Origin of the sequence: Streptomyces sp. NPDC090021 (assembly GCF_044748225.1) — a bacterium.
GTDB lineage: Bacteria > Actinomycetota > Actinomycetes > Streptomycetales > Streptomycetaceae > Streptomyces.
Genome location: NZ_JBIVFO010000037.1, coordinates 47,911 through 74,408 on the forward strand (window position 1 = coordinate 47,911; position 26,498 = coordinate 74,408).

General features: G+C 73.4%; 18 protein-coding genes and 1 pseudogene. 14 read left to right on the forward strand and 5 right to left on the reverse strand.

Features of this window, described 5'->3' with window-relative positions; translation table 11 throughout:
- The first annotated feature begins 203 nt into the window (after positions 1 to 203).
- Positions 204 to 785, forward strand: a complete 582-nt coding sequence (locus ACIPXC_RS26800) for a TetR/AcrR family transcriptional regulator (RefSeq protein ID WP_401623207.1) — start codon at positions 204 to 206, stop codon at positions 783 to 785.
- 246 nt (positions 786 to 1,031) lie between these two features.
- Here the strand turns inward: ACIPXC_RS26800 and ACIPXC_RS26805 are convergent, their stop codons facing one another.
- A complete protein-coding gene (locus ACIPXC_RS26805) occupies positions 1,032 to 2,042 on the reverse strand; it encodes an FUSC family protein (RefSeq protein ID WP_401623210.1) in 1,011 nt (336 codons plus the stop codon).
- 258 nt (positions 2,043 to 2,300) lie between these two features.
- Positions 2,301 to 3,056 (reverse strand): GntR family transcriptional regulator, encoded by a 756-nt coding sequence (locus tag ACIPXC_RS26810; protein ID WP_401623213.1) that lies wholly within the window; start codon positions 3,054 to 3,056, stop codon positions 2,301 to 2,303.
- A gap of 276 nt (positions 3,057 to 3,332) precedes the next feature.
- Between ACIPXC_RS26810 and ACIPXC_RS26815 the strand changes: the two genes are divergently transcribed.
- The 9 genes and pseudogenes from ACIPXC_RS26815 to ACIPXC_RS26855 all read left to right on the forward strand — a co-directional run bounded on the left by ACIPXC_RS26815 (position 3,333) and on the right by ACIPXC_RS26855 (position 14,197).
- A complete protein-coding gene (locus ACIPXC_RS26815) occupies positions 3,333 to 4,481 on the forward strand; it encodes an ABC transporter substrate-binding protein (protein WP_401623284.1) in 1,149 nt (382 codons plus the stop codon).
- 76 nt (positions 4,482 to 4,557) lie between these two features.
- Complete coding sequence (locus tag ACIPXC_RS26820) at positions 4,558 to 5,490, forward strand: ABC transporter permease (protein ID WP_401623287.1); 933 nt, start codon at positions 4,558 to 4,560, stop codon at positions 5,488 to 5,490.
- Entirely contained in the window at positions 5,478 to 6,323 is an 846-nt protein-coding gene (locus ACIPXC_RS26825) for an ABC transporter permease (RefSeq protein ID WP_401623216.1), read from the forward strand. Before ACIPXC_RS26820 ends, ACIPXC_RS26825 begins: the two co-directional genes overlap by 13 nt.
- Before the next feature lie 8 nt (positions 6,324 to 6,331).
- Entirely contained in the window at positions 6,332 to 7,438 is a 1,107-nt protein-coding gene (locus ACIPXC_RS26830) for an ABC transporter ATP-binding protein (RefSeq protein WP_401623219.1), read from the forward strand.
- Between the two features lie 464 nt (positions 7,439 to 7,902).
- Positions 7,903 to 8,574 (forward strand): annotated as a pseudogene (locus ACIPXC_RS26835) (HAD family hydrolase); the annotation flags it as partial.
- Positions 8,575 to 9,089: 515 nt separating this feature from the next.
- A complete protein-coding gene (gdhA, locus tag ACIPXC_RS26840; RefSeq protein WP_401623222.1) occupies positions 9,090 to 10,445 on the forward strand; it encodes an NADP-specific glutamate dehydrogenase in 1,356 nt (451 codons plus the stop codon).
- A 21-nt stretch (positions 10,446 to 10,466) separates the two neighbouring features.
- Positions 10,467 to 10,820, forward strand: a complete 354-nt coding sequence (locus ACIPXC_RS26845; RefSeq protein ID WP_401623225.1) for an FAD-dependent monooxygenase — start codon at positions 10,467 to 10,469, stop codon at positions 10,818 to 10,820.
- 170 nt (positions 10,821 to 10,990) lie between these two features.
- The gene (locus ACIPXC_RS26850; RefSeq protein ID WP_401623228.1) at positions 10,991 to 12,547 is read left to right on the forward strand and encodes an alpha/beta fold hydrolase; all 1,557 of its coding nucleotides are present in this window, start codon (positions 10,991 to 10,993) and stop codon (positions 12,545 to 12,547) included.
- A 12-nt stretch (positions 12,548 to 12,559) separates the two neighbouring features.
- Positions 12,560 to 14,197 carry an alpha/beta fold hydrolase gene (locus ACIPXC_RS26855; RefSeq protein WP_401623231.1) on the forward strand — a complete coding sequence of 546 codons (1,638 nt, stop codon included), beginning with the start codon at positions 12,560 to 12,562 and terminating at the stop codon, positions 14,195 to 14,197.
- A gap of 53 nt (positions 14,198 to 14,250) precedes the next feature.
- On the opposite strand, the gene ACIPXC_RS26860 is transcribed toward ACIPXC_RS26855, so the two are convergent.
- Positions 14,251 to 17,112, reverse strand: coding sequence for a peroxidase family protein (locus tag ACIPXC_RS26860; protein WP_401623234.1), 2,862 nt, complete (start codon positions 17,110 to 17,112; stop codon positions 14,251 to 14,253).
- A gap of 331 nt (positions 17,113 to 17,443) precedes the next feature.
- Here ACIPXC_RS26860 and ACIPXC_RS26865 point away from each other — a divergent pair, with 331 nt between their 5' ends.
- A complete protein-coding gene (locus ACIPXC_RS26865; RefSeq protein WP_401623237.1) occupies positions 17,444 to 19,576 on the forward strand; it encodes a trypsin-like serine peptidase in 2,133 nt (710 codons plus the stop codon).
- A 457-nt stretch (positions 19,577 to 20,033) separates the two neighbouring features.
- Here ACIPXC_RS26865 and ACIPXC_RS26870 read toward each other — a convergent pair whose 3' ends face one another.
- Positions 20,034 to 20,411: an FKBP-type peptidyl-prolyl cis-trans isomerase gene (locus tag ACIPXC_RS26870; RefSeq protein WP_401623240.1), complete on the reverse strand. Its 378-nt coding sequence runs from the start codon at positions 20,409 to 20,411 to the stop codon at positions 20,034 to 20,036.
- A 364-nt stretch (positions 20,412 to 20,775) separates the two neighbouring features.
- Here ACIPXC_RS26870 and ACIPXC_RS26875 point away from each other — a divergent pair, with 364 nt between their 5' ends.
- Together ACIPXC_RS26875 and tsaD are read left to right on the forward strand one after the other, a co-directional pair.
- Positions 20,776 to 22,275 (forward strand): DHA2 family efflux MFS transporter permease subunit, encoded by a 1,500-nt coding sequence (locus ACIPXC_RS26875; RefSeq protein ID WP_401623243.1) that lies wholly within the window; start codon positions 20,776 to 20,778, stop codon positions 22,273 to 22,275.
- Between the two features lie 156 nt (positions 22,276 to 22,431).
- Entirely contained in the window at positions 22,432 to 23,490 is a 1,059-nt protein-coding gene (tsaD, locus tag ACIPXC_RS26880) for a tRNA (adenosine(37)-N6)-threonylcarbamoyltransferase complex transferase subunit TsaD (RefSeq protein WP_401623290.1), read from the forward strand.
- Positions 23,491 to 23,734: 244 nt separating this feature from the next.
- Here the strand turns inward: tsaD and ACIPXC_RS26885 are convergent, their stop codons facing one another.
- Complete coding sequence (locus ACIPXC_RS26885) at positions 23,735 to 25,471, reverse strand: amidase (protein ID WP_401623246.1); 1,737 nt, start codon at positions 25,469 to 25,471, stop codon at positions 23,735 to 23,737.
- Positions 25,472 to 25,646: 175 nt separating this feature from the next.
- Between ACIPXC_RS26885 and ACIPXC_RS26890 the strand changes: the two genes are divergently transcribed.
- The gene (locus ACIPXC_RS26890; RefSeq protein ID WP_401623249.1) at positions 25,647 to 26,351 is read left to right on the forward strand and encodes a TetR/AcrR family transcriptional regulator; all 705 of its coding nucleotides are present in this window, start codon (positions 25,647 to 25,649) and stop codon (positions 26,349 to 26,351) included.
- The last annotated feature ends 147 nt before the right edge of the window (positions 26,352 to 26,498 follow it).

Consider the following 26,498-nt stretch of genomic DNA (forward strand, 5'->3'; position numbering starts at 1 on the left):
GAGGCGGCGGACGCCGAGTCCCTCCGGCGGGGCCGTCAGCCGCTCCGCGGCTGTGGTGACGGCACCGGGCGGGGCGGCCGGGTACGGCTCGGCGAGGCGGCCCGCGGTCCGGTCTCCCCGGCCCGGCCGCGCCCGCACCGGCCCGCGGGCCCCGCGAAGGGCCGCGTACGCCCGCTCCGGAACGCCCCGGTAAGGTGCGGCCCATGGCGTCTCGCAGCACTCAGATCCTGGAAGCGGCCGCCCGGGTGATCGCCCGGCGCGGGGTCCGCGGGCTGCGCGTGGAGGAACTCGCGGCCGAGGCGGGCGTGTCCACCGCCCTGATCTACTACCACTTCAAGGACCGCACGGGGGTCCTGCGCCAGACCCTGGAGTTCATCAACGGCCGGGCCGAGCGCTACACCACGGAGCGCGACCCGGACGCCCCGCCGCTCACCCCCCGGGAGGAGCTGGAGGAGACCCTGCTCCTGGAGTTCCAGGACACCGTGGAGGTGCGCGAGAACAGCTCCGCCTGGGGCGAACTGCGGGCGAGCGCCGTCTTCGACGAGGTCCTGCGCGAGGACCTGGCCCGGGCCACCCTGGTGTGGGTCCAGGAGGTCGCCGCGCTGCTCGGCCAGGTCCACCCGATGGCCCCCGCGTCGTCGCTGGCAGCCGCCGCCGAGCGGCTCACCGCGCTGCTCGAAGGACTCAGCATGCGCTGGCTCAGTGGCGGCATCAGGATCGCTCACGCGCGCGAGCTGATGAGCGGCGCCATCGACGCCGAACTGGCCGGGCTCCGCCAGGGCTGACCCGCCCGTCCGGCCGAGCCCGGGGGCCGGGCCCCGGCCCCCGGGCTCGGTTGGCACTTCCCACAGCCTCCCGGCATTGACTGAAATTTCAGTCAATGCCGGGGGGTGGGTCGAATCCGGAGCCGGAGTCGGAGCCGCCCCGGCATCCCCCGTTGACCGCTCCGCTCGCACCCCTCTCCTCTTTCCGGGAAAGGCCCCCCGGTTGCGACTGCCCCCTGCGGTGGCCCGGGGGCGGACGCACCGCTCTCAGCGGCGGGTCGCGAGGTGGTCGCTGAGGGCCTCGTGGGTCAGGTGCAGACCCGCCCGCAGGACCGCGTCGTGCCGGGTGGGGTGGGTCGAGCGGTGGGCGAGGTCGAGACCGCGGGCCCGGTCGAGCTCGGCGGCGAACTCGTCCCCGCGCAGGGCGGCGTCCACGGCCAGGGCGGTGGCCCGGACAAGCGGGGCGATGTCGCGCAGCGCGGGATCGGGGCCCGGGGAGGGGCCGAGGCCGCGGGCCCGCTCCCGGAGCTCCTGAGTGAAGCACTGCAGGGTGACGGCGCTCCGGACGGCCAGGCTCAGCCGCCCGTCGAGCCCGGCGGGCGGCGTCCGGGTCCGCCGGCGCCGGACGGCCCGGTCGAAGGCGGCCCGGCAGGCCTGCGGCCGCGACCACAGCCGCTCCCCCTCGGGCAGCGCCGGGTCGGTGGGCGGCCCGCCGTGGGCGAGCCGGCCGGCCACCCCGTCGAGGAGTCGCCAGACTTCGTCCCGGTAGGCGTCGAGGCCCGCCGCGGCCGACCGGTAGGGGTCCGGCGGCCACAGCAGCGGTCCGAGCAGCACCACCACGGCGATGCCGGCCAGGGTCTCCGCCAGGCGCGCCAGCGGGTACCCCGGGAGGGCGGTGGCGTAGATCATCAGCGCGGTGATCAGGACCTGCTGGTTGGGGGAACCGGGCCGGCCCAGCAGATACATGCCGGCGCACCCGCAGACCAGCACGGCGAGGAAGGTCAGTGACGAGGACGGCAGCCGGTCGAGGAGGAGGGTGCTGAGCAGCACGCCCACGAAGACGCCCAGGAGCCGCTCCCGCGCCAGGCGCGGCGCCGCGTACACGTCTTCACGGAGGATCAGGACGGCCGGCAGTGCGGCGGGCACGGGCGCCGTGCTCGTGCCCCACCACAGACAGAGGTACCAGGGCACCGCGGCGCAGATCACCAGCCGGGCGCCGGACCGCAGCCCTGGGCCGGAGGACGGGACGTGCGGATCGATGGCGACCGTACCAGGCATAACGGACATCGTAGGGTTCGCCGTCCCCGTGGCCGGCCGACGCCCCGGTGGAGGTGGGCGCGGCGGCCTGGCGCGTCTTCGGCGACGGCCGGCACGTCAGCCCGGGCGAGCTCAAGGGCGGCGAGGGGGACCGGAGCTGTCCGGTCCCGGCGGACGTGGACCTCTCCGACTGCATCGGCGTCGGCACCGGGCGCGACCGCTTCGGCGTCCCCTTCGGCGTGGCCTGCCTCACCCCCGCCCGAGCCGCGGGCGCGGCGCTCAGGCGCCCGAGAGCGCCGGGCCCGTGCGGCGCGCCAGGGCGTTGCTGCCGATCGAGTTGTGGACGCTGAAGCCCACCGCGTCCGAGCGGTAGCGGTCGTCCGACCACTCGACCGGCCGGCCGTCCCGCGTGGTGGTCATCCGGCGCACCCGCAACAGCGGGCTGGTGCGCCGCACTTCGAGGAGTTCGGCGTCCCGGGCCCCGGCGGCGACCGCGTCGATGAGGTGCTCCCCGTACGCGAACACCAGCCCCGTGTCGTCCAGCAGACGCTGCGTCACCGACGGGCAGTCGGGCTCGACGCCTTCGACGGCGGGGGCGATCCAGCCGGCGTACACCGTGCGCTCCAGCAGGACCGGTTCGCCGTCCAGCCCGCGCACGCGCAGGACGTGCAGCACGCGGGCGCCCGGCTCAACCTGGAGCCACATGGCGTCCCGGTCGGTGGCCGGCCGGTACTCCGACGACACCACCCGGCCGGTCGCCGAGCGGCCCATGGCGGCGGCCCACTGGGCGAAGCTGCGCAGCTCGGCGAAGCTCTGGCTGCGACGGCTGGCCAGGACCACGCGGCGGGCGCCCTGCCGGGATCCGATCAGGCCCTCGGCGGTCAGGGCGGACACGGCCTGTCGGACGGTGCCGCGGGAGACCCCGAAGCGCGCCGCCAGCTCGGTCTCCGCGGGCATGAGCGCCCCCACCGCGTACTCCTCGCGGTCGATCGCCCGGCGCAGTTCCTCGGCGATCTCCTCGTGCCGGGCCGTCATCGGTGGTGCTCCCGTCCCTCGTCGTGAACGCCGAGTGTGCGCAGTGTGTTTGACGCGTACAGCGTATGCGCAGGGTCGCTCGGGCCGAAACGAAGGGAGAGTGTCCAGTTTATTGGCCGGAATCCGTCGCCTTCCGTTCACCGGAAGGTCATGGATGCCGGGCCTACTGAGGCCGACTTGTTCAGACAAGTTGGCCTCGGATCCGCCGAGTCCGCCGTACCGCTCCCACCCCTGCCCGCGCCTTCCCCGCGCAACTTCCCAGGAGAGACCGTGTCCCTGCCGAGAAACGCCTCCCTCGCCGGCTGCCTCGCCGTCGTCGCCGCCCTCACCCTCACCGCCTGTGGCGCCGCTCCCGAGAAGGCCGACAACAAGACCGCCACCGGCAAGGACGCCGCCACCGCCACCTCCGCGGCGGACTTCGGCGGGATGGAGGCCCTCGTCGAGGCCGCCAAGAAGGAGGGCGTCCTGCACGCGATGGCCCTGCCCCGCGACTGGGCCAACTACGGCGCCCTCATCGACGGCTTCACCCAGAAGTACGGGATCAAGGTCGAGGTGGAGAACCCCGACGGCAGCAGCCAGGACGAGATCAACGCCGTCACCAGCCGCAAGGGCCAGGACCGCGCCCCCGACGTCCTCGACCTCGGCACCTCCTTCGCCGTCAGCGGTGCTCAGCAGGACCTGTTCGCCCCGTACAAGGTCGCTTCCTTCGGCGACATCCCCTCGGGGCAGCGGGACGACCAGGCCCGCTGGTACAACGACTACGGCGGCTACATCTCCATCGGCTGCGACGCGAGCCGGGTCAAGAACTGCCCCACCACCTTCAAGGACCTCCTCAAGCCCGAGTACAAGGGCCAGGTCGCCCTCAACGGCAACCCCACCAAGTCCGGCTCGGCCTTCGGCGGCGTCTACGCGGCCGCGCTTGCGAACGGCGGCTCCCTCGACGACATCCAGCCCGGCATCGACTTCTTCGGGCAGCTGAAGAAGAACGGCAACTACACGCCCGTCGAGTCCACCCCGGCCACCGTCGAGAAGGGCGAGACGCCCATCAGCATCGACTGGGACTACCTCAACGCCGGGTACGCCGACCAGTTCAAGGGCAAGGGCGTCGACTGGAAGGTAGCCGTCCCCGACGACGGCAAGTACGCGCAGTACTACGCCCAGGCCATCAACAAGGACGCCCCGCACCCCGCCGCCGCCCGGCTCTGGCAGGAGTGGCTCTACAGCGCCGAGGGCCAGAACCTGTGGCTCAAGGGGTACGCCCGCCCGGTGCTGATGGCCGCGATGGACGGCGCGGGCACCCTCGACAAGGCCGCCGCCGCCAAGCTCCCCCAGGTCAGCGGCACTCCGACGTTCCCCACGGAGGCCCAGCAGACCAAGGCCAAGGGCGTCCTCGCCCAGAGCTGGGGCAAGGCGGTCGCCGGCTGACCGCCGGCCCGACCACCGGCACCGACAGCTCCGTCGACCTCGACACGACTCCATGACCACCGACATGACCACCGACATGACCACACCCCGCACGGCGGCCGCGTCACCCGCGGCCGCCGGGACGGCGGCCACGGCCGCCCCCACCCCCGCCGCCCGGACCGGGCGGCGGGCCCACCGCTCCGGCGCCCTCGCCGTCCTCCCCCTGCTGCTGTTCACCGCGGTCGCCTTCGGCCTGCCCGCCGTCGCCATGCTCGACGGCGCCTTCACGGTCGAGGACCCGGCCACCGGCGCCGCCTCGTACGGCCTCGGCAACCTGACCGCCTCCTGGCAGGGCGCCTACCTCACCGCCCTCGTCGGCAGCGTGAAACTGTCCGCCACCTCGGCGGTCCTCGCCGCCGTCCTCGGCCTGCTCCTCGCCCAGGCCGTCGTCACCTCACCGCTGCGGGCCCTGCGCGAGGCCGTCCTGACCGCCTCCGGCGTCCTCGCCAACTTCGGCGGCGTCCCCCTCGCCTTCGCCTTCGTCGCCACCCTCGGCAACTCCGGCGTCCTCACCCGCCAGCTGGGCCTGTCCGACACCGGCTGGAGCCTGTACAGCTTCTGGGGCCTCGTCCTCGTCTACCTCTACTTCCTCGTCCCCCTCATGGTCCTCACCATCACCCCCGCCCTGGACGGGCTGCGCACCCAGTGGCGGGAGGCCGCCCAGAACAACGGCGCCACCCACCGCCAGTACTGGCAGCACGTCGCCCTGCCCGTCCTCGCCCCCTCGCTCCTCGGCGGACTCGTGCTCCTCTTCGGCAGCGCCTTCGCCGCGTACGCCACCGCCGCGGCCATGGTCGGCAGCTCGGTCCCGCTGGTCACGCTCCAGATCGCCGACGCGATCTCCGGCAACGTGCTCATCGGACAGGAGAACGTGGCCCTCGCCCTCAGCCTCGACATGGTCCTCGTCGCGGGCCTGGTGATGGCGGTCTACCTGCCCCTGCAACGACGGAGCGCACGATGGCTCGCCTGACCGCCCGCCCGGCCCGGGCCGCCGCCCCCTGGCGCGCCCTCGTCCTCGCCGCCGCGGCCCTGTACTTCCTCGTCCCGCTCGCCGCCTCCGTCGTCTTCACGGTCGACGTGCCCGGCCAGGGCATCGACCTCGGCGCCTACACCCGCATCCTGGACACCGAGGGCTTCCTGCCCAGCCTGCTGCTCTCCCTCGGACTCGCCGCGGCCACCATCGCGGTCGTCCTGCTGCTCATGGTCCCCGCCATGGTGGCGCTCCGGCTGAGCGCGCCGAAGCTGCGGCCCGTCGTCGAGGTCGTGTGTTCGCTGCCGCTGGTCGTCCCGCCCATCGCCTTCGTCGCCGGCATCGGCACCGTCCTGAAGTGGGGACCCGAGCACCTCTCCCGCACCCCGCTCTTCCAGACCTTCGTCGCCGTCCAGAACCCGGACTTCCCCCTCGTCCTGGTCCTCGCCAACGCCGTGATGGCCCTGCCGTTCGTGTACCGGGCCCTGGACGCGGGACTGCGCGCCATCGACGTCCGCACCCTCGTCGAGGCGGCCCGCTCCTGCGGCGCGAGCCTGCCGCACGCCCTGGTGCGGGCCGTCCTGCCGAACCTGCGCGGCGCCCTCCTGAGCGCCTCCTTCCTCACCTTCGCCCTGGTGCTCGGCGAGTTCACCACCGCCCAGCTCCTCGGCTTCCGCCCGTTCGCCGTCTGGATCGTCAACATCAGCGGCTCGCAGGCCCAGATGTCCGTGGCCGTCTCCGTCATGAGCCTGCTGGTCACCTGGCTGCTGCTGCTCCTCCTCGCCGGCCTCGGCGGCCGCCGCACCCCCTCCTCGACCACCGACCGGAAATGACGGACCCCATGAGCCTCACCGCACCCGCGCCGACCGCGAACGGCACGCCCGCACCGGCCGACGCGGCCACCGTCGAACTGCGCGGCCTGCGCCGGGCCTTCGGCACCACCACCGCCCTCGACGGGCTCGACCTGACCGTGCGCCCCGGCGAACTCCTCGCCCTGCTCGGCCCGTCGGGCTGCGGCAAGACCACCGCCCTGCGCATGCTGGCGGGCTTCGAGCACCCCGACTCGGGCGAGATCGTCGTCGACGGCGAGGACGTCACCGCGGTCCCCGCGCACCGCCGGGACGCAGGCATGGTCTTCCAGTCCTACAGCCTCTTCCCGCACCTGAACGCCCTCGACAACGTCGCCTTCGGACTGCGGATGCGCCGGGTCCGCACCGCCGAGCGGCGCGCCCGCGCCGCGGAACTGCTCGAACTCGTGGGCCTCGCCGACAAGGGCGGCCGTTACCCCCACCAGCTCTCCGGTGGTCAGCAGCAGCGCGTCGCACTGGCCCGCGCGCTCGCCCTGCGCCCGCGGGTCCTGCTCCTGGACGAGCCGCTGTCCGCCCTCGACGCCAAGGTGCGCCTGACCCTGCGCGAGGAGATCCGCCGCCTCCAGCAGGAGCTCGGCATCACCACCCTGTTCATCACCCACGACCAGGAGGAGGCGCTCTCCATGGCCGACCGCGTGGCGGTCATGCGCGCCGGCCGCCTGGAGCAGTGCGCCGCCCCGGCGGAGCTGTACGCCCGTCCCGCCACGGCCTTCGTCGCGGAGTTCGTGGGCACCATGAGCCGCATTCCGGGCCGGCTGCGCGCCTCCGACGCGACCGTCGCGGTCCTGGGCCGGCACCTCGCCGTCGACGGCACGCCGCCGAGCACCGGGGGCGGAGCCGACGTGGACGTCCTCGTACGGCCGGAGTCGCTCGGGGTCACCGCAGCCGAGGACGGGGAGGGCCGGGTCCTCGGCGCCTCGTTCCTGGGCGCCACCGTCCGTGTGACCGTCGCCCTGGCCGACGGGACCCGGGTCAAGGCCGACGTTCCCGCGCACGACGCGGGGCGGCTGGCCGTGGGCGCGCCCGTCCGCCTGTCCCTGCCGGACCGCCCGGTCCTGGTCGCTCCGCGCGCGAGCTGACACGGGGGCCCGCGGCCCCGCGCGGACGGCACGCGGCCACGGCCGCCGTGCCGCCCGCACCACGCGCGTGCCCGCGCCCCGCGTCCGCACCTCGCGACGGTGCTGCGCCTTCCGCACCCGTGCTCCGCACCCGTGCTCCGCACCCCGTGTCCGCGCCCGCAGGCGTCCGGCGCCGCGACGACGGACAGGCCGTCCCCTGCCCGTGCCGTGCCCGGTCCGTGCCGTGCCCGGTCCCGTCCGTGCCGTGCCCGGTCCCGTCCGTGCCGTGCCCGGTCCGTGGGCCGTGCCCGGTCCTGCCCGGTGCTGTCCGGTCCTGTCCGTGCCGTGCACGTCCCGTGCCCCTCCCGCTCCGTCCCGTGCCCTGCACGTCCCGGGCGACGCTGTTCCGCCGCCGCGCCCGGATCCGCCCGTCCCGCCGGCCGTCCGGCCCGCCCACCATCCCGCACCGAAAAGAGACACCGTTCGTGACGTCCACGCACCCGACCGCCCCGCCGACGCTGCAAGCCGTCCTCTTCGACATGGACGGCACCCTCGTCGACACCGAACAGCTCTGGTGGGACACCGTGGCCGAGGCGGCCGAGCGGCTCGGGCACGTCCTCGTCGAGGACGACCAGCCCGACGTGCTCGGCCGGCCCGTGGCGCACACCGCCGGCGTCCTGGCCGCCCGGAGCGGCACACCCGCCGCCGAGATCGCCGCCGCACTGCACCGGGCCTTCGCCGAGCGGGTCCGCACCCGGGTCGTGCCCCTGCCGGGCGCACTGGCCCTGCTCGGCGCACTGCGTGACGAGGGAGTCCCCACCGCGCTCGTCACCGCCTCCCCACGGGAGGTCGCGGAGACCGTCGTCGCCGCCCTCGCCGAGGCCGGTCACGGCGGTTTCACGGTCACCGTCACGGCCGACGACACCGCCCTCACCAAGCCGAACCCCGACCCCTACCTCGCGGCCTGCCGGGCCCTGCGGGTCCCGCCCGCCGCCTGCGTGGCCGTCGAGGACACCCCCACCGGCGTCGCCTCCGCCGAGGCCGCCGGCTGCCAGGTCCTCGCCGTACCGTCCGCCGTCCGGATCGACCCGGCGCCCGGCCGTACGGTGCTGGGCACGCTGGAGGAAGCCACCCCGGACCGGCTGCGGGCACTGGTCGCCGACGCACCGGCGCCGCGGTTCCTCGTCCCCGGCCTCACCACCCGCCTCGCCCGGCCGGCGGGAAGGCCGTCCGGCCGATCCTCATGACCCGTCGGTGACCGAGCGGAGCGGACGCCGGTCGCGACGATGAGTCCGCGGGCTCCCGAGGGTGTTGAACGGGGGCGAGGTGCCCACCGGCCTCACGCTCCTCGAACCCCCGGCCGCCGGCCCGAAGGGCATCGTGTTCCCGCGCTACGGGCTCGCCGGCGGCGTTCCCGCGACGGGGGACACGAGCGCACCCGGCCGGGGGACCGGGAGCGACAGCTGACGCGCTTTTTTGTCCGCAGGGCAGAAGCCTTGCCCGGACCGGCACCGCGGCCGGTAGCCTCCGCGAAGGGGGCCGCCCTCCGGAAGAACTCTTCCGAAAGCGCGTGCGCGCAGCGCGCTGCACTCGGAAGCGACCGGCATTCGCGGACCGCGCGGACCACGCACCTGCCGTCGTCCGCGCACCGCCCACTCCTGGAAGGACACACGTGAAGGACTCGAAGGACAGGCTGGAAGCACTGCGGGCCGAGATCGAGCGCCGCAACCCCGCGCAGCCCGAGTTCCACCAGGCGGTACGGGAGGTCCTCGAGACCCTGGCTCCCGTCTTCGCCGCCCGGCCCGAGTACGCCGACCCGGCCGTGGCCCTGGTCGAGCGGCTCACCGAGCCGGAACGGCAGATCGTCTTCCGTGTCCCGTGGCAGGACGACCGGGGCCGGGTCCACGTCAACCGCGGCTACCGCGTCGAGTTCAACAGCGCACTCGGCCCCTACAAGGGAGGCCTGCGCTTCCACCCGTCGGTGGACATCGGCGTGGTGAAGTTCCTCGGCTTCGAGCAGATCTTCAAGAACGCCCTGACCGGCCTCGGGATCGGCGGCGGCAAGGGCGGCAGCGACTTCGACCCGCACGGCCGGTCGGACGCCGAAGTCATGCGCTTCTGCCAGTCCTTCATGACCGAGCTGCACCGGCACATCGGCGAGCACACCGACGTGCCCGCGGGGGACATCGGCGTCGGCGGCCGTGAGATCGGCTACCTCTTCGGCCAGTACCGGCGCATCACCAACCGCTGGGAGGCCGGCGTCCTGACCGGCAAGGGCCGGGGCTGGGGCGGCTCCGCGATCCGGCCGCAGGCGACCGGCTACGGCAGCGTGCTGTTCGCCGCCGAGATGCTGAAGGTCCGGGGCGAGTCGCTGGACGGGCTGACCGCGGTGGTCTCCGGCTCCGGGAACGTCGCGCAGTACACGATCGAGAAGCTCCAGCAGCTCGGCGCCAACCCCCTGACCTGCTCCGACTCCCAGGGCTACGTCGTAGACGAGAAGGGCATCGACCTGGCCCTGCTCCAGCAGGTCAAGGAGGTCGAGCGGGGACGTGTGAGGCAGTACGCGGAACGGCGCGGGTCCTCGGCGCGGTTCGTGCCCGGCAGGCGGGTCTGGGAGGTGCCGGCGGACATCGCCTTCCCCTCCGCCACGCAGAACGAACTGGACGCGCAGGACGCCCGTACGCTCGTCGCCGGCGGGATCAGGGCGGTCTCCGAGGGCGCCAACATGCCGACCACGCCCGAGGCCGTACGGATCCTGCGGCAGGCCGGGGTCGCCTTCGGGCCCGGCAAGGCCGCCAACGCGGGCGGGGTCGCGGTCAGCGCGCTGGAGATGAGCCAGAACGCCGGCCGGGTGGCCTGGAGCGGGCAGCGGGTGGAGGAAGAGCTCGCCGCCATCATGCGTTCGATCCACGCCGTCGCCCACGAGACCGCCGAACGGTACGGCGCCCCGGGCGACTACGTCACCGGCGCGAACATCGCCGGCTTCGAGCGGGTGGCGGACGCGATGCTCGCCCAGGGCGTCATCTGACCCGACGGCCACGCGGGGCCGATGCCCCCGCGCGCCGCGGTCCGGGACCCGGCTCCCGGACCGCGGCGGACCCGCGGGACGCCGACGACGCGGCGGCCACCGCGAGGGCCGGATGCGTACGCCGGATCCGTACGCCGGATCCGCAGCGCCCGGGACGACGGGCGGGTCTTCCTCGCCGGCGACCGTGCGCACATGCACGCGCCGGCCGGCGGGCAGGGCCCGAACACCGGCGTCCGGCACGACCCCCGCCGCCAGGTCCTTGACGAGCCACTCCCGCCGGTGGGCCGAGACCGCCCGGACCCCGGGCACGGCCGCCCTGGCCGGGGGCGGAGCCCGCGGTTGCCGTGGCGGGCCGGCGCGGGCCCGGCCCGCTGATCGGCTCCGCGTGCGCTCGTACGGTCCGGCCGGTAGCGTCGAGGACGAGCGTTCCGCTTTGAGGGGTGGCCGGCGGATCAGGGCCGGACCGTCCCGGTCGGCCGGACACCCCTGACCGCCGCGGCCCGGCCCGGCGGGTCCGCCGCGATGTCGGCAGAGGAACGAAGCCCATGCCCAAGCACAGCATCCACGCGGTGACCGCCACGGCCGCTCTGGTCTGCCTGACCGCGGCGGGCCCCACCCCCGGCACCCCGACGCCCGGGACGCCCGCACCCGGCGCGACCACCACCGCCCCGCCCGCAGCCCGCTTCGTGCCCGGACCCTGCCCGGAGCCGCCCGAACCCATCGAGGCGCTGGACGGCGCACGCTGCGGCCGTCTCGAAGTCCCCGAGAACCGCTCCCGCCCCGGCGGGCGGACCATCAAGCTGTCCGTCGCGGTCATCGCGGCCCTCGACCCGGCGAAGCCCGCACGGGAACCGGTGGTGTTCATGGCGGGCGGCCCCGGCGCCGACACCTTCGACGACATCCCCTTCCTCGTCGATTCCGGCCTGAACAAGGACCGCGAGCTGATCATCATGGCCCAGCGCGGCAACCTCTACGACGAGCCGAACCTCGCCTGCCCGGAGATCGACCGGTTCAACGAGCGGGCCGTGGGCCTCGGCTACGACTCCGACGAGGCCGAACAGCTCATGCTGAAAGCGGTCGAGGACTGCCGCGGCCGACTGACGGCCGCGGGCGTGGACCTGAACGCCTACAACACCACTGAGAACGCGGCGGACTTCGCCGACCTGCGCAAGGCGCTGAACATCCGGCAGTGGAACGTCTACGGCTACTCCTACGGCAGCAACCTGGCCCTCACGTACCTGCGCCTGCACCCCGAAGGCATCCGCGCCTTCGCGATCGACTCCATCACGCCTCCCCAGCACGTGACCCTGCCGTGGACCTGGGCCAGCACGGCCGAGGGGATCGACAACATCATCGAGGCCTGCGCGGCGCAGCCCGCCTGCAAGAACCGCTACCCGGACTTCCGCCGGACCCTGACGGAACAGGTGCGCAGGCTGGAGGCCCGGCCCCTGACCCTGGACGTCGCACCGCCCGGCGGGGGCAAGCCCGTCGAGGTCGTCCTCGACGGCGGCGCGCTGCTGAACCTGATCGTCGCCTTCACCCCCCGGCCCGAGGACCTTCCGGCGGCGCTCGACGAGCTCAGCCGGGGAAACCCGGAGCGCTTCGCGAAGGCCCGCGCGGCCGGATCGGTGCAGAAGACCGGCGAGTTCGCGCACGGCCTGACCCAGTCGGTGGTGTGCGGCGAGTGGGCACCGGGATACACGCGGACCGACGTGCTGAACGCCGGACGCAAGGTCTACCCCGCGTGGCCGGACACCGTCCTGGCCGAGGTGCCGCAACTCCCCTTCCAGTACCCGGCGTGCGCGATCTGGCACGTCCAGGACCGCGCGGCCGCCCAGCGACTGCCGACCGTCAGCTCTGTCCCGGCGCTCGTCGTCTCGGGCACGTTCGACGCCAAGACCGGGGCGAGCTGGGCGAAGGACGTGGCCCGCAACCTGTCCCGCTCGACCTCCGTACTGTTCCCCGGCATCGGCCACTGGGTGGTCCCGCAGTCGCCGTGCGCGCAGAGCGTACTGGCCTCCTTCTTCGCCCGCCCGACCGCGCCCGACACCCGCTGCGTGGACGACGTCGAGCCCAAACCGTTCACGATCATCCCCGAATGACCGGGAGGGCAGATGACCTTCGCCCGTGCGCCCCGCCGACACCACCGCGCAGGAAGACTCCTGGCCCCGTCAACGGCCGGCGCGGCGGCCGCCCTCCTCGTCGCCGGGCTGCTCTCGGCGTCCGCCTCCGCGCAGCCCCCCACCACCACCGACCCCACCCCGGGAGCGCCGATCGGCACGGTCGCCCGCACCGCGGGCGACGCCACCTACGCGCCGGGTCCCTGCCCGAGGACACCGGAACCGATCGAGGCACTCGACGGCGCCCGCTGCGGAACGCTCACCGTGCCCGAGAACCGCGGGAAGCCGGGTGGCCGCACGATCGAACTCGGCGTCGCGATCGTGCCCGCGGCCGGGGGCACGCCCAAGGCCGACCCGATCGTCTGGCTCGCCGGCGGACCCGGGGACGACGCGGTGGGGGAGGCGCAGATGGCGATCGACGGCGGCCTGAACCGCGACCGCGACGTCATCTTCATGTCCCAGCGCGGCACCTACTCGGCGCAGCCGAACGTCCTCTGCCCCGACATCGACGAGTTCAACGCCCGCGCCGTCGGCCTCGTCCAAGGCGACCCCGCCACCGAGCGCCTGCACGTCGAGGCCACCAGGGCCTGCCGCGACAAGCTCGCGGCCGACGGGATCGACCTCAGCGCCTACAACGACATCCAGAGCGCCGCCGACTACGAGGACCTGCGCAAGACGCTGGGCATCGCCCGGTGGAACCTCTACGGCATCTCCTACGGCACCCACCTGGCCCTGGCCTACATGCGCCTGCACCCCGAAGGGCTGCGCTCCGTGGGCCTCGACGGCATCCTGCCGCCGTCCAGGGCCGGCTCGGCGGCGACCTGGAGCAGCGCCCGGCAGGGCTTCGACGGCCTCTTCCAGGCCTGCGCCCAGCAGCCCGCCTGCAACGAGCGCTACCCGAACCTCTCGGCCACCTTCGACGAGCTCGTCCGCCGGCTGGAAGCCGAGCCGGTCACCACCACCGTCACCCTCCCCGGCAGCGACAAGCCCGTGAAGGTCGTGCTCGACGGCGGAGCCCTGGTGAACTGGATGACCTCGGCCACCCACGTGGCACCCCAGGTGCCCGCCGCCCTCGACGAGCTGGCGCACGGCAGGCCGCAGCGCATCGCCCGGCAGTGGGCGGGCGGCAAGCTCAGCCCCCAGGCCATGGGCAGGGTCGCGCACGGCCTCGTCTACGGCGTCTTCTGCAGCGAGTGGACCCCGTACGAGAGCGAGCAGGCGGCACTGCGGGGCGGACAGGCGACGTTCCCGTCCTTCCCCCGCTCGGTGCAGGCGCAGGCCCCGCAGCTGACCTTCCTCCACCCGGACTGCGACGTCTGGGACGTCCCCCCGGCGCCGCCCTCCATCCGGGACGCCACACGCGGCGACATCCCCACCCTCGCCCTGTCCGGCGGCTTCGACTCCCAGACCGGCGCGGACAACGGCCCGTACGTCGCCCGTACGCTGACCGACGCCAAGGTCGTCACGGTCCCCTACGAGCCGCACGTGGTGTTCGCGACGTCAAAGTGCGCCCAGGACATCACCGCCTCCTTCTTCGACAACCCGGACGCACCGGACACCGCCTGTCTGAAGACCCTGAAAGCCCCCGCGTTCGAGATCACTCCCTCACCGGCCCCCGCATCGCCGTCCTGAACGCCGTCATGACCGGCGCCCGGGTGACGCCCGGGCGCCGGCTGCCGCACCGCTCAGTCGTGGCCGCCTCCGTTGCGCACCGGTGCGACCGGACGCCACGGCGCGAAGGCACTCGCCCCGCGCGGCAGGATCCCCGCCAGCTCGGGGCAGTGCCGCAGGACGACGGTGGTCATGCCGTTGCGTTCGATCCAGTCCATGCCGAGGGGCGTGTAGACCTCCGGCCGGAAGTCGACGGTGAGGAAGCGGTCGCTCTGCAGGCGCCGGCTGGCCATCAGGATGAACACGCGGAAGGCGGTGTCGCTGAAGCCGAAGCCCGCGGGCGGATTCTCGGCGAACAGCCCCACCATCGTGTCGATGTCGTCCACCGAGCGGTATACGTCGCGCAGCCGGGCGACCGTCTCCGGATCGGTGGACAGGTCCTCGAACCGCCGGATCCGCGGCTTGTGCAGTCCGGCCCGGAAGTCGTTGTAGCGCGGGACACCGCGGCGCCGGGTGCGCACCAGGTCGACCACGGAGAGGTCGATCACCTCCCCGTCCCGCTCGAACGCCTGCAGGGTGCGGGGGAAGTTGTGCAGGGTGATCGCGCCCGGGTGCGCGATGCCCAGCGAGTACAGGGTGTTCACCAGCCCCGTCTTGCGGATGAGCGGCTCCGTGGCGGCGCCCTGGAGAGCGGTGAAGTCCAGGCTGTCGAGCCTGCGCCCGAACCGGTGGTCGACGAGCTCGTAGTCGTCCGGCATCAGCGGATGCATCCGGTAGACGGTGACGAACTCCTCCGTGAGGGAGTACGGGGCTCCGTGGTGGTCGGGCAGGGTCTTCGGGATGCCCTGCCGCCCGTTCGTCTCCAGCAGCCAGACGCCCAGCTGGTCGAGCCACTTCTTCGGCGGCCCCTGCCAGTTGGTCCTCATGCCGACGTCGAGCGTCTCGGTGGCGAGGATCGCCGGCGTCCACTCGACCGTGTGGATCTTCGCGATCAGGGCCGACACGACGAGGCGGGCCGTGTGGTAGATCCGGTCCTCGTCCATGCGCGGATACTCGTGCCGCAGGGCTTCGCACACCGTGTTGTGCTCCCGGGCGAAGAGGGTGTGCATCGCGCTGAGGCCCAGCCACCAGTTGTCGGTGAACCCGGTGAGCGGGGAGCCGTTCGAGCCGCCCGGCAGATGACCGTCCTCCAGCCGCAGACCGGCGCCGCCGTCGGGCTCGCGCAGCGACATCGCTGTGGCCCGGTCACCGCCGTACACCTCCGAGCCGTCCCACCAGTGCGACACGTCGCTCGCGAACACGATCGGCGGCCGGCCGTCACCGGGCGTCGCCACCGCTTCGTCCTCACCGAAGCGCATCACCGCCTCCCGCCGCCCGCCCGGCGTGTTCCGCCAGGTCTCGCCGGGCGGCATAGCAACCTCGACGCTCCGGGTGGAGACCGGGAACCTCCTGTGCTTGACCCAGTCGTGCACCTGGAACTGGATCCACGCGGCGGCGAGGATGTTCAGGGACGTCGCGGGGATGAACCGCTCACGCCGCAGCAGTTCCCGGCTCACCGTGACCGGATGGGGCGAGTCGAACCGGTCCGGGCGGTAGACGGGCGGCATGGTGCGGCCGAACGTGGCCCCGACAGCACCCATCCGCGGCGCCGACAGGTCGTTGTACGAGCCGTCGTAGCTGCGCCTGACCAGCAGTTCCTCGTCGGGCGGCGCCGGCACCGGACCGGCCTCGGGCAGAGCCTGCCGGGGCTCGGTGTCGATGAGGTTGTGCCGTCGCAGCGTCTGCCGGAAGGCCATCAGGTTGAGCAGGCCCAGCGGCGTGGGCAGCCGGTGCCACGGGACGAAGCGGTTGACCGCGCGGAAACCCGCCCGCAGTGGTGCCCCGAGCAGGGTGTTGCGCCGCGGCTCGACCGTCACGAAACGCCGGCCCAGACGGTGGGCGCTGGAAGCCTCGTACGCGGCCTTGCGGGCCCGGTTGAGGTTGCCCAGGGGACGGAAGTCCCCCGAGGTGTGCCACGGGTTGAACGCCAGCAGATCCACCCGCGCGGCGCTCGCCCGGGCCTCGGCGGTGTCGACGTCCTGGCGCGGGACGGTCAGCGTCGCCACCGGTACGACGGGCGCGACAGCCTCGTGCCACTCGGCCGCCCCGTCCTCGATCGGCGTGCGCCGGGCGTCCACGTACCGTTGCACGCACAGTTCGAGGACGACGTCCCCCCGGCGCAGCCGCTGGGCCAGCTCGCGCCACAGGTGATCCGGATCGGTGCCCGACGCCGCCGGAGCCGGCGGGGCACCCGCGGCGGGCCGCAGCTGGTAGCGCACCGGTCCGCGGTCGCCCCACAGGATCGCGCCCCGGCTCCAGTACGTCTCCAGGGCCAGGCTGTGCACGGTGCGCCGGGTTCCCGCGACGACGTTGCGCCGCATCCGGGTGGCCGCGGGCCGGCCGACCATCAGCGGCAGCGCGACGAACAGGGCGAACCCCTGCCGCAGCCGCGAGTCGGCACCGGCCATGGCCTTGGCGAAGGCGACGAACTCACCCGCGTCGCGGGCGTGGGACACCGGGAAGCTCGTCATCAGCAGATCGTGGACCTCTCCCGGGCCCACCTCGACGCGCAGCGCCGCCCCGCGCAGATCGGGCGCGAAGTCGGGCCGGCGCACCCCGCTCGCGTTGGAGAGCCGGACCGTGACCGGATACTCGGCCCCCGGCACCGCGAACCCGGTCCGCAGAACCTCCGGAAGGTCCTCGTGGAAGCGCAGCCGGGCGTTCTCCACACCGAGGACCGCCTTGGCGTGGAAGGCCCGGTCGACCGTCGCGGCGCCGCTGCGCTTCTTCACCTTCAGCTGCACCCGCATCAGCTCGCGCGCCAGCCGTTCGAAGAGCAGCCGCTCCGCCTCCGGGCTGCCGCCGGCGTAGCGCTCGTACTGTTCGACCTCGTCCATTCGAGCCTCTTCCCGGAGGGGGTTCCCGTGCACTCCTCCCGACGCTGCACCAGCCCCGAGCCGCTGTCGTGCGGAGCGGAGCAGACAGGCGAACGCCCAGGTGAAAGGCGGGTTATGGGGCACCACGGTGCAACTGCGCCCGCCCACCTGTCCGGCGCAGCGCCCCGGAAATCCCCGCGTCGGAGCATCGCCCCAGGAAGCCGGTCCCGCGGTGGCGGTCCGCTCCGCCCGGTTGGAGTCGTGACCGGACCCGTTGTTGTTGCGGCACCGGCAGCGTGTGCGCCTCCTGGAAGGCGTCGGAAGACCCACGGCCACAGGAACGGTGAGGGACGTGCTCCCATCCAACGAATCCCCCGAAGAGCAGGAACAGCAGACCGCGGCAGCGCGGCGGTACCGAGAGGCGTCCGCGGAACGGAAGGAGATCGAGAAGCAGCTGGCGGCGGGCGTGCGCTACCCGGACACCCCGGAGCGGATCGCCCGCCGGGCCAACCGGCTGCTCGAACGGGGCGGGGCGCCTCCGACGGCGGTCGTGGGCAGTGTCCACGCGGAGGCGCTGGACATGCCCGAGACCCTGGAGCGGGTCATCGGCCTCACCAAGGACCTCCAGCCGTGGAGCTTCCTGCCCCGAGGTGCCCGCGCGGCCGCCACCGTCGCCCGGATCTCGATCCTCCGGGACGGCCTCGAACGGCCCCACGGAACCGGCTTCATGGTCTCCCCCCGGCTGATGCTCACCAACCACCACGTGCTGCCGGACGCGGCGACGGCACGGCGCTGCTTCCTGGAGTTCAACGCCCAGGTCACCATCGACAACGCGTCCGACACCGCGATCCGGTTCGCGTTCGACCCCGACACGTTCTTCGCGGCGGACCGCCATCTCGACTACGCGCTGGTGGCCGTCACCCCCGCCTCCGACGGCAGCCTCGCCGGCGAGCGGTTCGGATGGAACCGGCTGAGCGTCCAGCAGGGCAAACTGGTCCAGAACGAACCGGTGAACGTCATCGGCCATCCGATGGGCAGACTGAAGGAGATCGCGCTGCGCGACAACGCCCTCGTGCAGCGGCTGGAGCACTTCCTCCACTACCGGACCGACACCGAGCCCGGCAATTCCGGGTCCCCGGTCTACAACGACCAGTGGGAGGTGGTGGCGCTGCACCACATGGGCGTGCCGAACACGGACGCCCAGGGCCGCATCCTGCGCAGGGACGGCCAGCTCTGGCGCAGAGGCGTCGACAGCGACGACACCGTCGACTACGTCTCGAACGAGGGCGCCCGCATCAGCTCGATCCTCAAGCACCTCGCCACGCTGCCGCTGGACCCCGGGCGGCGTGCACTGCTGGCGGAGCTGGGCCCCGAGTCAGGGCTCCGAGAGGGGGTCTCCGTCGGCCCGGTGGAGACACCGGTCGCACCGGCCGGTCCCGTACCGACCGCCGTCCCGGTCGCGCCGACCGTCCCCGTCGCGCCGACCGTCCCCGTCGCCCCGGCCCCCGTACCCGCTCCCGCCCCGCAGGAGGCGGCGACGGCCTCCGCGCCCAGCGCCACCCGCGGCCTGAAGGGCGCGCCGAACTCCCTCTGGGGCGGAGGCCGACGGCACCTGGTGTTCCTGCACGGCCGGAGCCAGCAGGGCAAGGACCCCGAGCTGCTCCGCCGCGGCTGGACGGGGGGACTCAACCACGGCCTCACCCGCGCCGGGCTCCGCACCGTCGACCCGGAGCACGTCTGGTTCCCGTTCTACGGCGACCGGATCGTCGAAGTCATCGGGCAGCACGAGGCGCTTTTGTCCTCCTACGCCGACGCCCCCGCCGCGGCGGCGCTCGAAGCCTTCGCCGCCCGGTCGGCGGAGGGGACGTACGAGCAGCTCGTCATGGAGGCGGCGGTCACGGCCGGCATGCCGCCGAACGGACAGGACGCCACCGAGAACCTCGGCAGCGCGGTCATCGGATCACTCCAGGGCGCCCTGAGCTGGCTGGCGGCCAAGTCCGACGTGGACGCGCTGGCCATCGCGACGATCTTCCGCGACGTGGACGCCTACCTCGGCGACCCGACGGTCCGCAAGGAAGTCCTGGACCGCGTCTTCGAAGAGATCCCGCACGAGGGCGAACTCGTCCTGGTGACCCACAGCCTCGGCACGGTGGTCGGCATGGACCTCGTCGCCAACCGGCTCCGCCCGGGCATGAAGGTCACCCTCCTCGTCACCGCGGGCAGCCCCCTGGGCATGAACGCGGTCACCAGCAGGCTCGCCCCGCCCGGAACCGTCCGCCCCGATAGCGTCACCGAGTGGGTCAACGCCTGGTGTCCGACCGACGCGGTGGCCATCGGCTGTCCGCTGGAGCGCGTCTGGGGCAAGCTGACCGAGGAACACGCCGTCGTGAACGCGAGCGACCGGGCCCACAGCATCGAGGAGTACCTCGCCCACCCCGAGGTCGCCAAGGCGATCGACCGGTTCCTCACCCAACCCGCCGGCTGACCTCCGGCGGACGGCAGGAGACGGGACGGGGACGGGGCGGGACGGGGCGGGGCGGTACCGCCCCCGCCGCGCCGGGTCAGGAACTGACGGGCACCCGCGCAGCGTGGTCCCCGGCCCGCGCCCCGGTACCGGCTGCCGAGGCGGACGTCGACAGCCCCGGGAACCGAGCCGCCGACCCGCAGCCCCGTGCGCGACCGGGAGCCGTCGGGCCCGTGGCGCCGGGCGATGCGTACGCCGAGTCCGCGGCGGCCGCGAGCCTCGGTTCCGCCGAGGTGCGCTTCGACGCGTGGCGGGATCCCGCAGGCCGGGGGAGTGCCGGGCGACCGGCCGTGGTGCTCCCGGGCCTGGTCGCGCAGGTCGCGGCCGTCCGGTGGCCGCACGAGCTGGGCACCCGGGAACCCGGAACCACCCACGATCACAACGGTCATGAGGGCGCGGCGCAGACCGGCGGGCCTTCTCAGACCACGGAGAGCAGGTCCACCACGAAGACGAGGGTGGAACCCGGCGGGATCAACGGCGAGGGGGACTGCTTGCCGTAGCCGAGGCGAGGGGGAACGACGATCTCGCGTCGGCCGCCGACCTTCATCCCCCGGATGCCCCGGTCCCAGCCCTTGATGACCCTGCCGCCGCCCACGGCGAACTTGAACGGCTCGCCCCGGTCCCAGGAGGCGTCGAACTCCCGCCCGGACGCGAAGGTGACCCCGACGTAGTGGACCCGGACGACCCTGCCCGGCCTCGCCTCGGGCCCGTCCCCCACGACGAGGTCCCGGACCGTCAGCTCCTCCGGAGCGTCCCCCTCCGGACGCTCGATCACGGGCCTCGTCGGTTCACTCATCGCAGCCTCATCACTCTCCGCCGGAATCCATCGACCATGCGGTGGACGGTCACGCCTCCCGGAACGCCGGTCGACCGTAGTACATCAAACCCCACCGCACGGCAGGCCGCGCCCCGGGCCGGGTGATGCTTGCGCCCTTGTACGCCCTTGTAGGCCCTTGTACGGACGAGCCCCCGGGCCGGTCCGGCGGCTTGGTGTCGGCCTGCCCCGGAAGCCGTGTCCCGGCCGTTCCGGGTCCGCAAAATGGTTTGAGCCCGGGTGCCGGTACCGACAGGATCGGAGAAGACCGATGAGTTCCTCCCGACGCCGCAGTCTGTCAGTGTGACCGCCACGCGCGGAGGACACTCACAAGACGGAAGGCATCATGGCCGCACCACACGAAACACCCGCCCTCTCGCCGGACCGCGTCACCGCCGTGCTGCGGATTCTCGTGCTGTCCACGTTCGTCGTCCTCCTCAACGAGACGATCATGGTCAACGCGATCCCGCGGCTCATGCGCGAGTTCGACGTCACCGCAGCCGCCGCAGGGTGGCTGTCGACGGCGTTCATGCTCACCATGGCCGTCGTCATCCCGGTCACCGGGTGGTTCCTCCAGCGCGTGACGACCCGGACCGCCTTCGGTCTGGCCATGGCCCTGTTCCTCGCCGGCACGGTTCTGGCCGCCGCCGCGCCCGCTTTCCCCGTACTGCTGGCCGCCCGCGTCATCCAGGCCAGCGGCACCGCCGTCATGATGCCGCTGCTCATGACCACGCTGATGACCCTCGTGCCCCCGAGCGACCGCGGCCGTGTCATGGGCAACATCACCCTCGTCATCTCCGTCGCACCCGCCCTCGGGCCCGCCGTCTCCGGCGTGCTGCTGCAACTGGGGTCATGGCGCCTGCTGTTCCTCGCCGTGATTCCCGTCGCCGGAGCCATGGCCGTATTCGGTCGGCGTGAGCTGATCAACATCGGCGAGCCGAAGGCCGCCCCGATCGACTGGTTGTCCGTCCCCCTGGCGGCAACGGGCTTCGGCGCCCTGGTCTACGGCCTGAGCGGGCTCGGTGCCGAGAACGCGGCCCGGGCCGCCGTGCCCCCGGTGCCCGTCACCCTGGCCGGCGCCGTGCTCGTAGGACTGTTCGTATGGCGACAGCTGGCACTGCAGCGCTCCTCCACCCCGCTGCTGGACCTGCGGGCACTGGCGTTTCGTCACTTCTCCATGGCGCTGGGCCTGATGTGCCTGTCCTTCATGGCCCTCATGGGGGCGTTCATCCTGCTGCCGATGTACCTGCAGGAGGTGTGCGGCCTGACCTCACTGCAGACCGGGCTGCTCCTCATCCCGGGCGGCCTGACCATGGGCCTGCTCGGACCGCAGGTCGGCAAACTGTACGACCGGCTCGGCGCCCCACGCCTGGTCGTACCCGGAGCCGCACTCACGGCGCTCTGCCTCGCGCTGTTCGCCCTCACGGGCGAAGGGACCTCGCCGTGGCTGGTGCTCGCCCTCCACGTGGCCCTGAGCGCGGGCATGGCGTTCGTCTTCACCCCCGTCTTCACCTCCGGTCTGTCCGTACTGCCGCCGCACCTCTATCCCCACGGCTCCGCCATCCTGGGCTCGCTCCAGCAGGTCGCCGCCGCAGCGGGCACGGCCCTCGTCATCAGCGTCATGTCGGGCCACGCCGCCACCGCGGCGGCCGAGGGCGCCGACACCACCGGCGCCCTCGCCGCGGGCATCCGGTGGGGATTCGGCGTCGGCGCCGTGATCGGCGCCCTGGCCGTGGTGGTCGCTCTGCTGATCCGTACTCCGCCCGCACCACAACAGCCTGCTGTGCCCGAGGCCCGGGACGAAGGCGGCGCCGAACCGAACAAGACCGCCCACACCCCCACCTGACGCCGCCGCGGCGAGCGCCGGGCCGATCATCCGGGAACTCCCAGGAGTCCGCCAGGGATGAGACGCCCGGTCCCGGCCGGTCCGTCCGGCTCCTTCTTGCACATATATTGCAGTTGCAGACTATGCGCATAAGGAGTGGGTGCTGTGGCGGGACCGGTGGTGCTGGGGATCGAGTCGTCGTGCGACGAGACCGGTGCGGGCATCGTGCAGGACGGGAAGCTGCTGGCCCACGTGGTGGCGTCGAGCATGGACGAGCACGCCCGGTTCGGTGGCGTGGTCCCCGAGATCGCGGCCCGCGCCCACCTGCACGCCTTCAATCCGGTGGTCCGGCAGGCCCTCGACCGGGCCGGACTGCGGATCGGTCAGCTCGACGCCGTCGCCGTCACCACCGGCCCCGGACTGTCCGGTGCCCTCCAGGTCGGCCTGGCGGGCGCGAAGACCCTGGCCTACACGGCCGGGGTGCCGCTGTACGGCGTCCACCACCTCGCCGGGCACGTGGCCGCCGACACCCTGGAGCACGGGCCGCTGCCCGAGCCGTGCGTGGTGCTGATCGTCTCCGGCGGCCACACCTCCCTCCTCCTCGTCCGGGACCTCGTACGCGAGCCGATCCTGCACCTGGGGGACACCCTCGACGACGCTGCCGGCGAGTGCTTCGACAAGGTCGCACGCATCCTCGGCCTCCCCTACCCGGGCGGCCCGGCCATCGACAGGGCCGCACGGGAGGGGAATCCGCAGGCCGTTGCCTTCCCCCGCCCGCTCACCCGGCCCGGCGACGACCCGTACGCCTTCTCCTTCTCCGGCCTCAAGACCGCCGCCGCCCGCTGGGTCGAACAGCACCGTCGGCGTGGCGAGGAGGTGCCGGTGGTCGACGGAGCCGCCGCCCTCCAGGAGGCCGTGGCCGATGTCCTGACCCGCAAGGCCATGGCGGCCTGCACGGCGTACGACGTGAGGACGCTGGTCGTGGTCGGCGGAGTGGCCGCCAACTCCCGCGTCCGCGCCCTCGCGGAGAAGCGGTGCGCCTCGGCCGGAATCGAGCTGCGGGTTCCGCCGATGACCTTGTGCACGGACAACGGGGCGATGATCGCCGCCGTCGGCGACCTGCTCGTCCGCTCGGGCGCCGAGCCGGCCCCGCTGGACGTGTCGATCGACCCGTCCGCCCCCCTCGAGTACGCGTCCCTGACCCCACTCGCACGCCCCGCCGTCCGGGCGGCCTGATGCCACTGCGCGTCCAACGCCCGTCCGCCCCCGCGGTACTCGGGCACACGGGCGCGGGTCCTCCGCGCCCGGGGCGACAGATCCGGCGTCACCGGGCCGACGAGCCGCGTGCTCCGCGCACCGAAGCGCGGCCATCGCGACAAGGGCCCCTCCCCGTACCGGGAAGGGGCTCACAGCGGCTCCACGGGGCGATCGCTTCCGTTGCCGGCCACCACGGTCCGACCGGAGGCCGGCTTCCGTCAGATCACTGCGCCGACAGGCGCGGCGTACGCGCAGGCTCGGTGCGGCGGCTGCCGGTGCTCTCGAAGGCGGCGGCCAGGGTCAGCAGGGCGTTGTCGTCGTAGGCGCGGCCCGCGAACGTCAGGCCGACGGGCATGCCGGTGTCGGTCATGGTGCCCATCGGCACGGTGACGGTCGGGATACCGAGGTGGCGGGGGACCAGGTTGCCGTTGGCGACCCAGACGCCGTTGCGCCAGCCGAGTTCGGCGGACGCCTCGTCGACGTCCATGTCGGCCGGGCCGACGTCGGCGACCGCGGGGAAGACCACCGCGTCCAGGCCCAGCCCGTCCATCCACAGCTCCAGGTCGACCCGGCGCGTCTCCTCCAGGCCGCGCAGTCCCTGTTCGAGGTGCGGCATGTCGGTGAGGGAGGCGTACGGGCGCTCGCGCACGAAGCGCGGGTAGTCGCCGATCGTGTCGTCGAAGCCGTCGTAGCGGTCGGGCAGCTCGCCCTCCTGCTTGGGCCAGATGAGGGTGCCGTCGACCCCGGCCAGGGTGGAAAGCGCCGGGTCGCCGTTGGCCTGCAGGAAGTCGTCCCAGGCCCAGGCGGACAGGTCCTCGATCTCGAAGGTGAGGTACTCCCGGCCGACCAGTCCGCGGGTGAGTAGCGAGGGCGCTCCGGGGCGGTCGGACTCGTAGTTCGACACCACGGGGAAGTCGACCTCGACGACCTCGGCGCCGGCGGCCTCCAGGTCGCGGCGTGCGGCTTCCCACAAGGCGATCACCGAGGGGCGCGTGTCGATGCGCTGCCCGGTCTGGCCGCCGATGCCGCCGTCGGGGTTCGTTCCGGCAACGGGGTCGGCGTTGATGTACATCCGGGGCACGCCGAAGCGCTTCCCGGCGAGCGCGTCGGCTGCGGCCCCGGCGCCGGTGGGGGCGAGGGCGGGGTAGGAGGCGGGGCGTACCCGGGAAGCGGGGGGCAGCGCCACCCACGGCTGGGCGCGCCACAGGTCACCGCGCGTCCGCGGGTCGTCGGCGACGATGACGTCGAGGAGTTCGAGCAGGTCGGCCATGGTGCGGGTGTGCGGGACGACGACGTCCATGGTCGGTACGAGCGGCCAGTTGCCGCGGACCGAGATCACACCGCGGCTGGGGGTGTAGGCGCACAGCGCGTTGTTCGAGGCGGGCGCGCGGCCCGAGGACCAGGTCTCCTCCCCGAGGCCGAACGCTCCGAAGGAAGCCGCCGTCGCCGTGCCGGAGCCGTTGGAGGAGCCCGAGCCGTAGGCGCTGGTCAGCCAGTCCGCGCTGTACGGGCTCTCCGCGCGGCCGTACAGGCCGCGCTGCATGCCCCCGTTCGCCATCGGCGGCATGTTGGTCAGGCCGATGAGGACGGCCCCGCCCGCCCGCAGCCGCTCGATGGCGAAGGCGTCGCGCTGGGCGACGAGGTGCTCGAACGCGGGGGAGCCGGACGCGGCCGTCAGGCCCTTCGCGAGGTAGCTGTCCTTCGCGGTGTACGGGATTCCGTCCAGCGGGCCGAGCGTCTCGCCCCGGGCGCGGCGCGCGTCGGAGGCCTCCGCTTCCGCGCGGGCCTCCGGGTTCATCACGACCATCGCGTTGAGGGCGGTGGCCGTACCGGGCCGGTCGTAGGCGTGGATCCGCGCGAGGTAGGCGTCGAGCAGCCCGACCGCCGTGGTCTCGCCCTTCTCCAGCGCGGTGCGCAGGTCGGCGATGCAGGTCTCCACGACATCGAATGCGCGCGTCATGAGGGTGTCTCCCGGGTGGTGGGTCGTACAGGCGGGCCGCCGGCCGTCGGGGCGACCGCGTACAGCCGGTCGTCACACTCCCCATCGCTCTGACTAGATTTTCAGTCTAGATTAAAGGTCTGGATTCCCGGAATCTAGACTTGGAGCCTGGATTTCCGGAAGTGAAAGTGAGCTCATGCCGACGTCAGAGACCGGGCCCGCGCTGCCCGACCGTCCCCTCCCACCGGAAGGCGCGATCGGGCCGGCCGACGTCCGGGCCGCCGCGCGGGTCCCGGTCGACAGGAAGCGTCAGCCCAGTGGGGACGAGGCGCGGGGGCGGGCGATGCGCGCGGCCATCAGTGTCATCGCGGAGAAGGGCGCGGCGGCCCTGCGGATGTCGGACATCGCCGCGCGGGCCGGTATGAGCACCGGACACATCCTCTACCACTTCGGCAAGAAGGACCGGCTCCTCCTTGAGGTCCTGGCGTGGAGCCAGGCGGACCTCTGGACCCGCTTTCAGCAGGCCGCCGACCGGGCCGCGTCGCCCGCCGAGAAGCTGGACCTCTTCGTCAGCCACTACCTGCCCCGCCACCAGGGCGACGAACGCTATGCGCTCTGGACGCAGGTACTGGCCCAGCGCCACGACGAGGCGGGCCGGCGCATCCTCACCGAGCTGCTGGACGGCTGGGACGAGCGCCTGGAAGCCATCCTCCGCGAGGGCCGGGACCTGGGGCACTTCGCCGACGTGGACGTTCCGGAGTTCACCGTCCGGGCCGTGGCGATGCTGAGCGGGATCTCCGAGGACGTGATGTTCGGACGGTCCCGCTGGCAGCACACCTCCCCGCACGCGTTCGCCATGGCCGCCCTCGAACGCGAGCTGCGTCCCACCGGCCGGGCATGACACCGCGCGGGGCCGCCGCCGCTACGCCTGCCGGTGCCGGAGCGACAGGTCGGGACCCGGGGCCGGTTCCGGCGAAGCGGAGTCTGCCCCGGACGGCCGGGACGACCGGGGCGACCGAGGCGGCGACCGCGCGTGCGTGATCCGCGG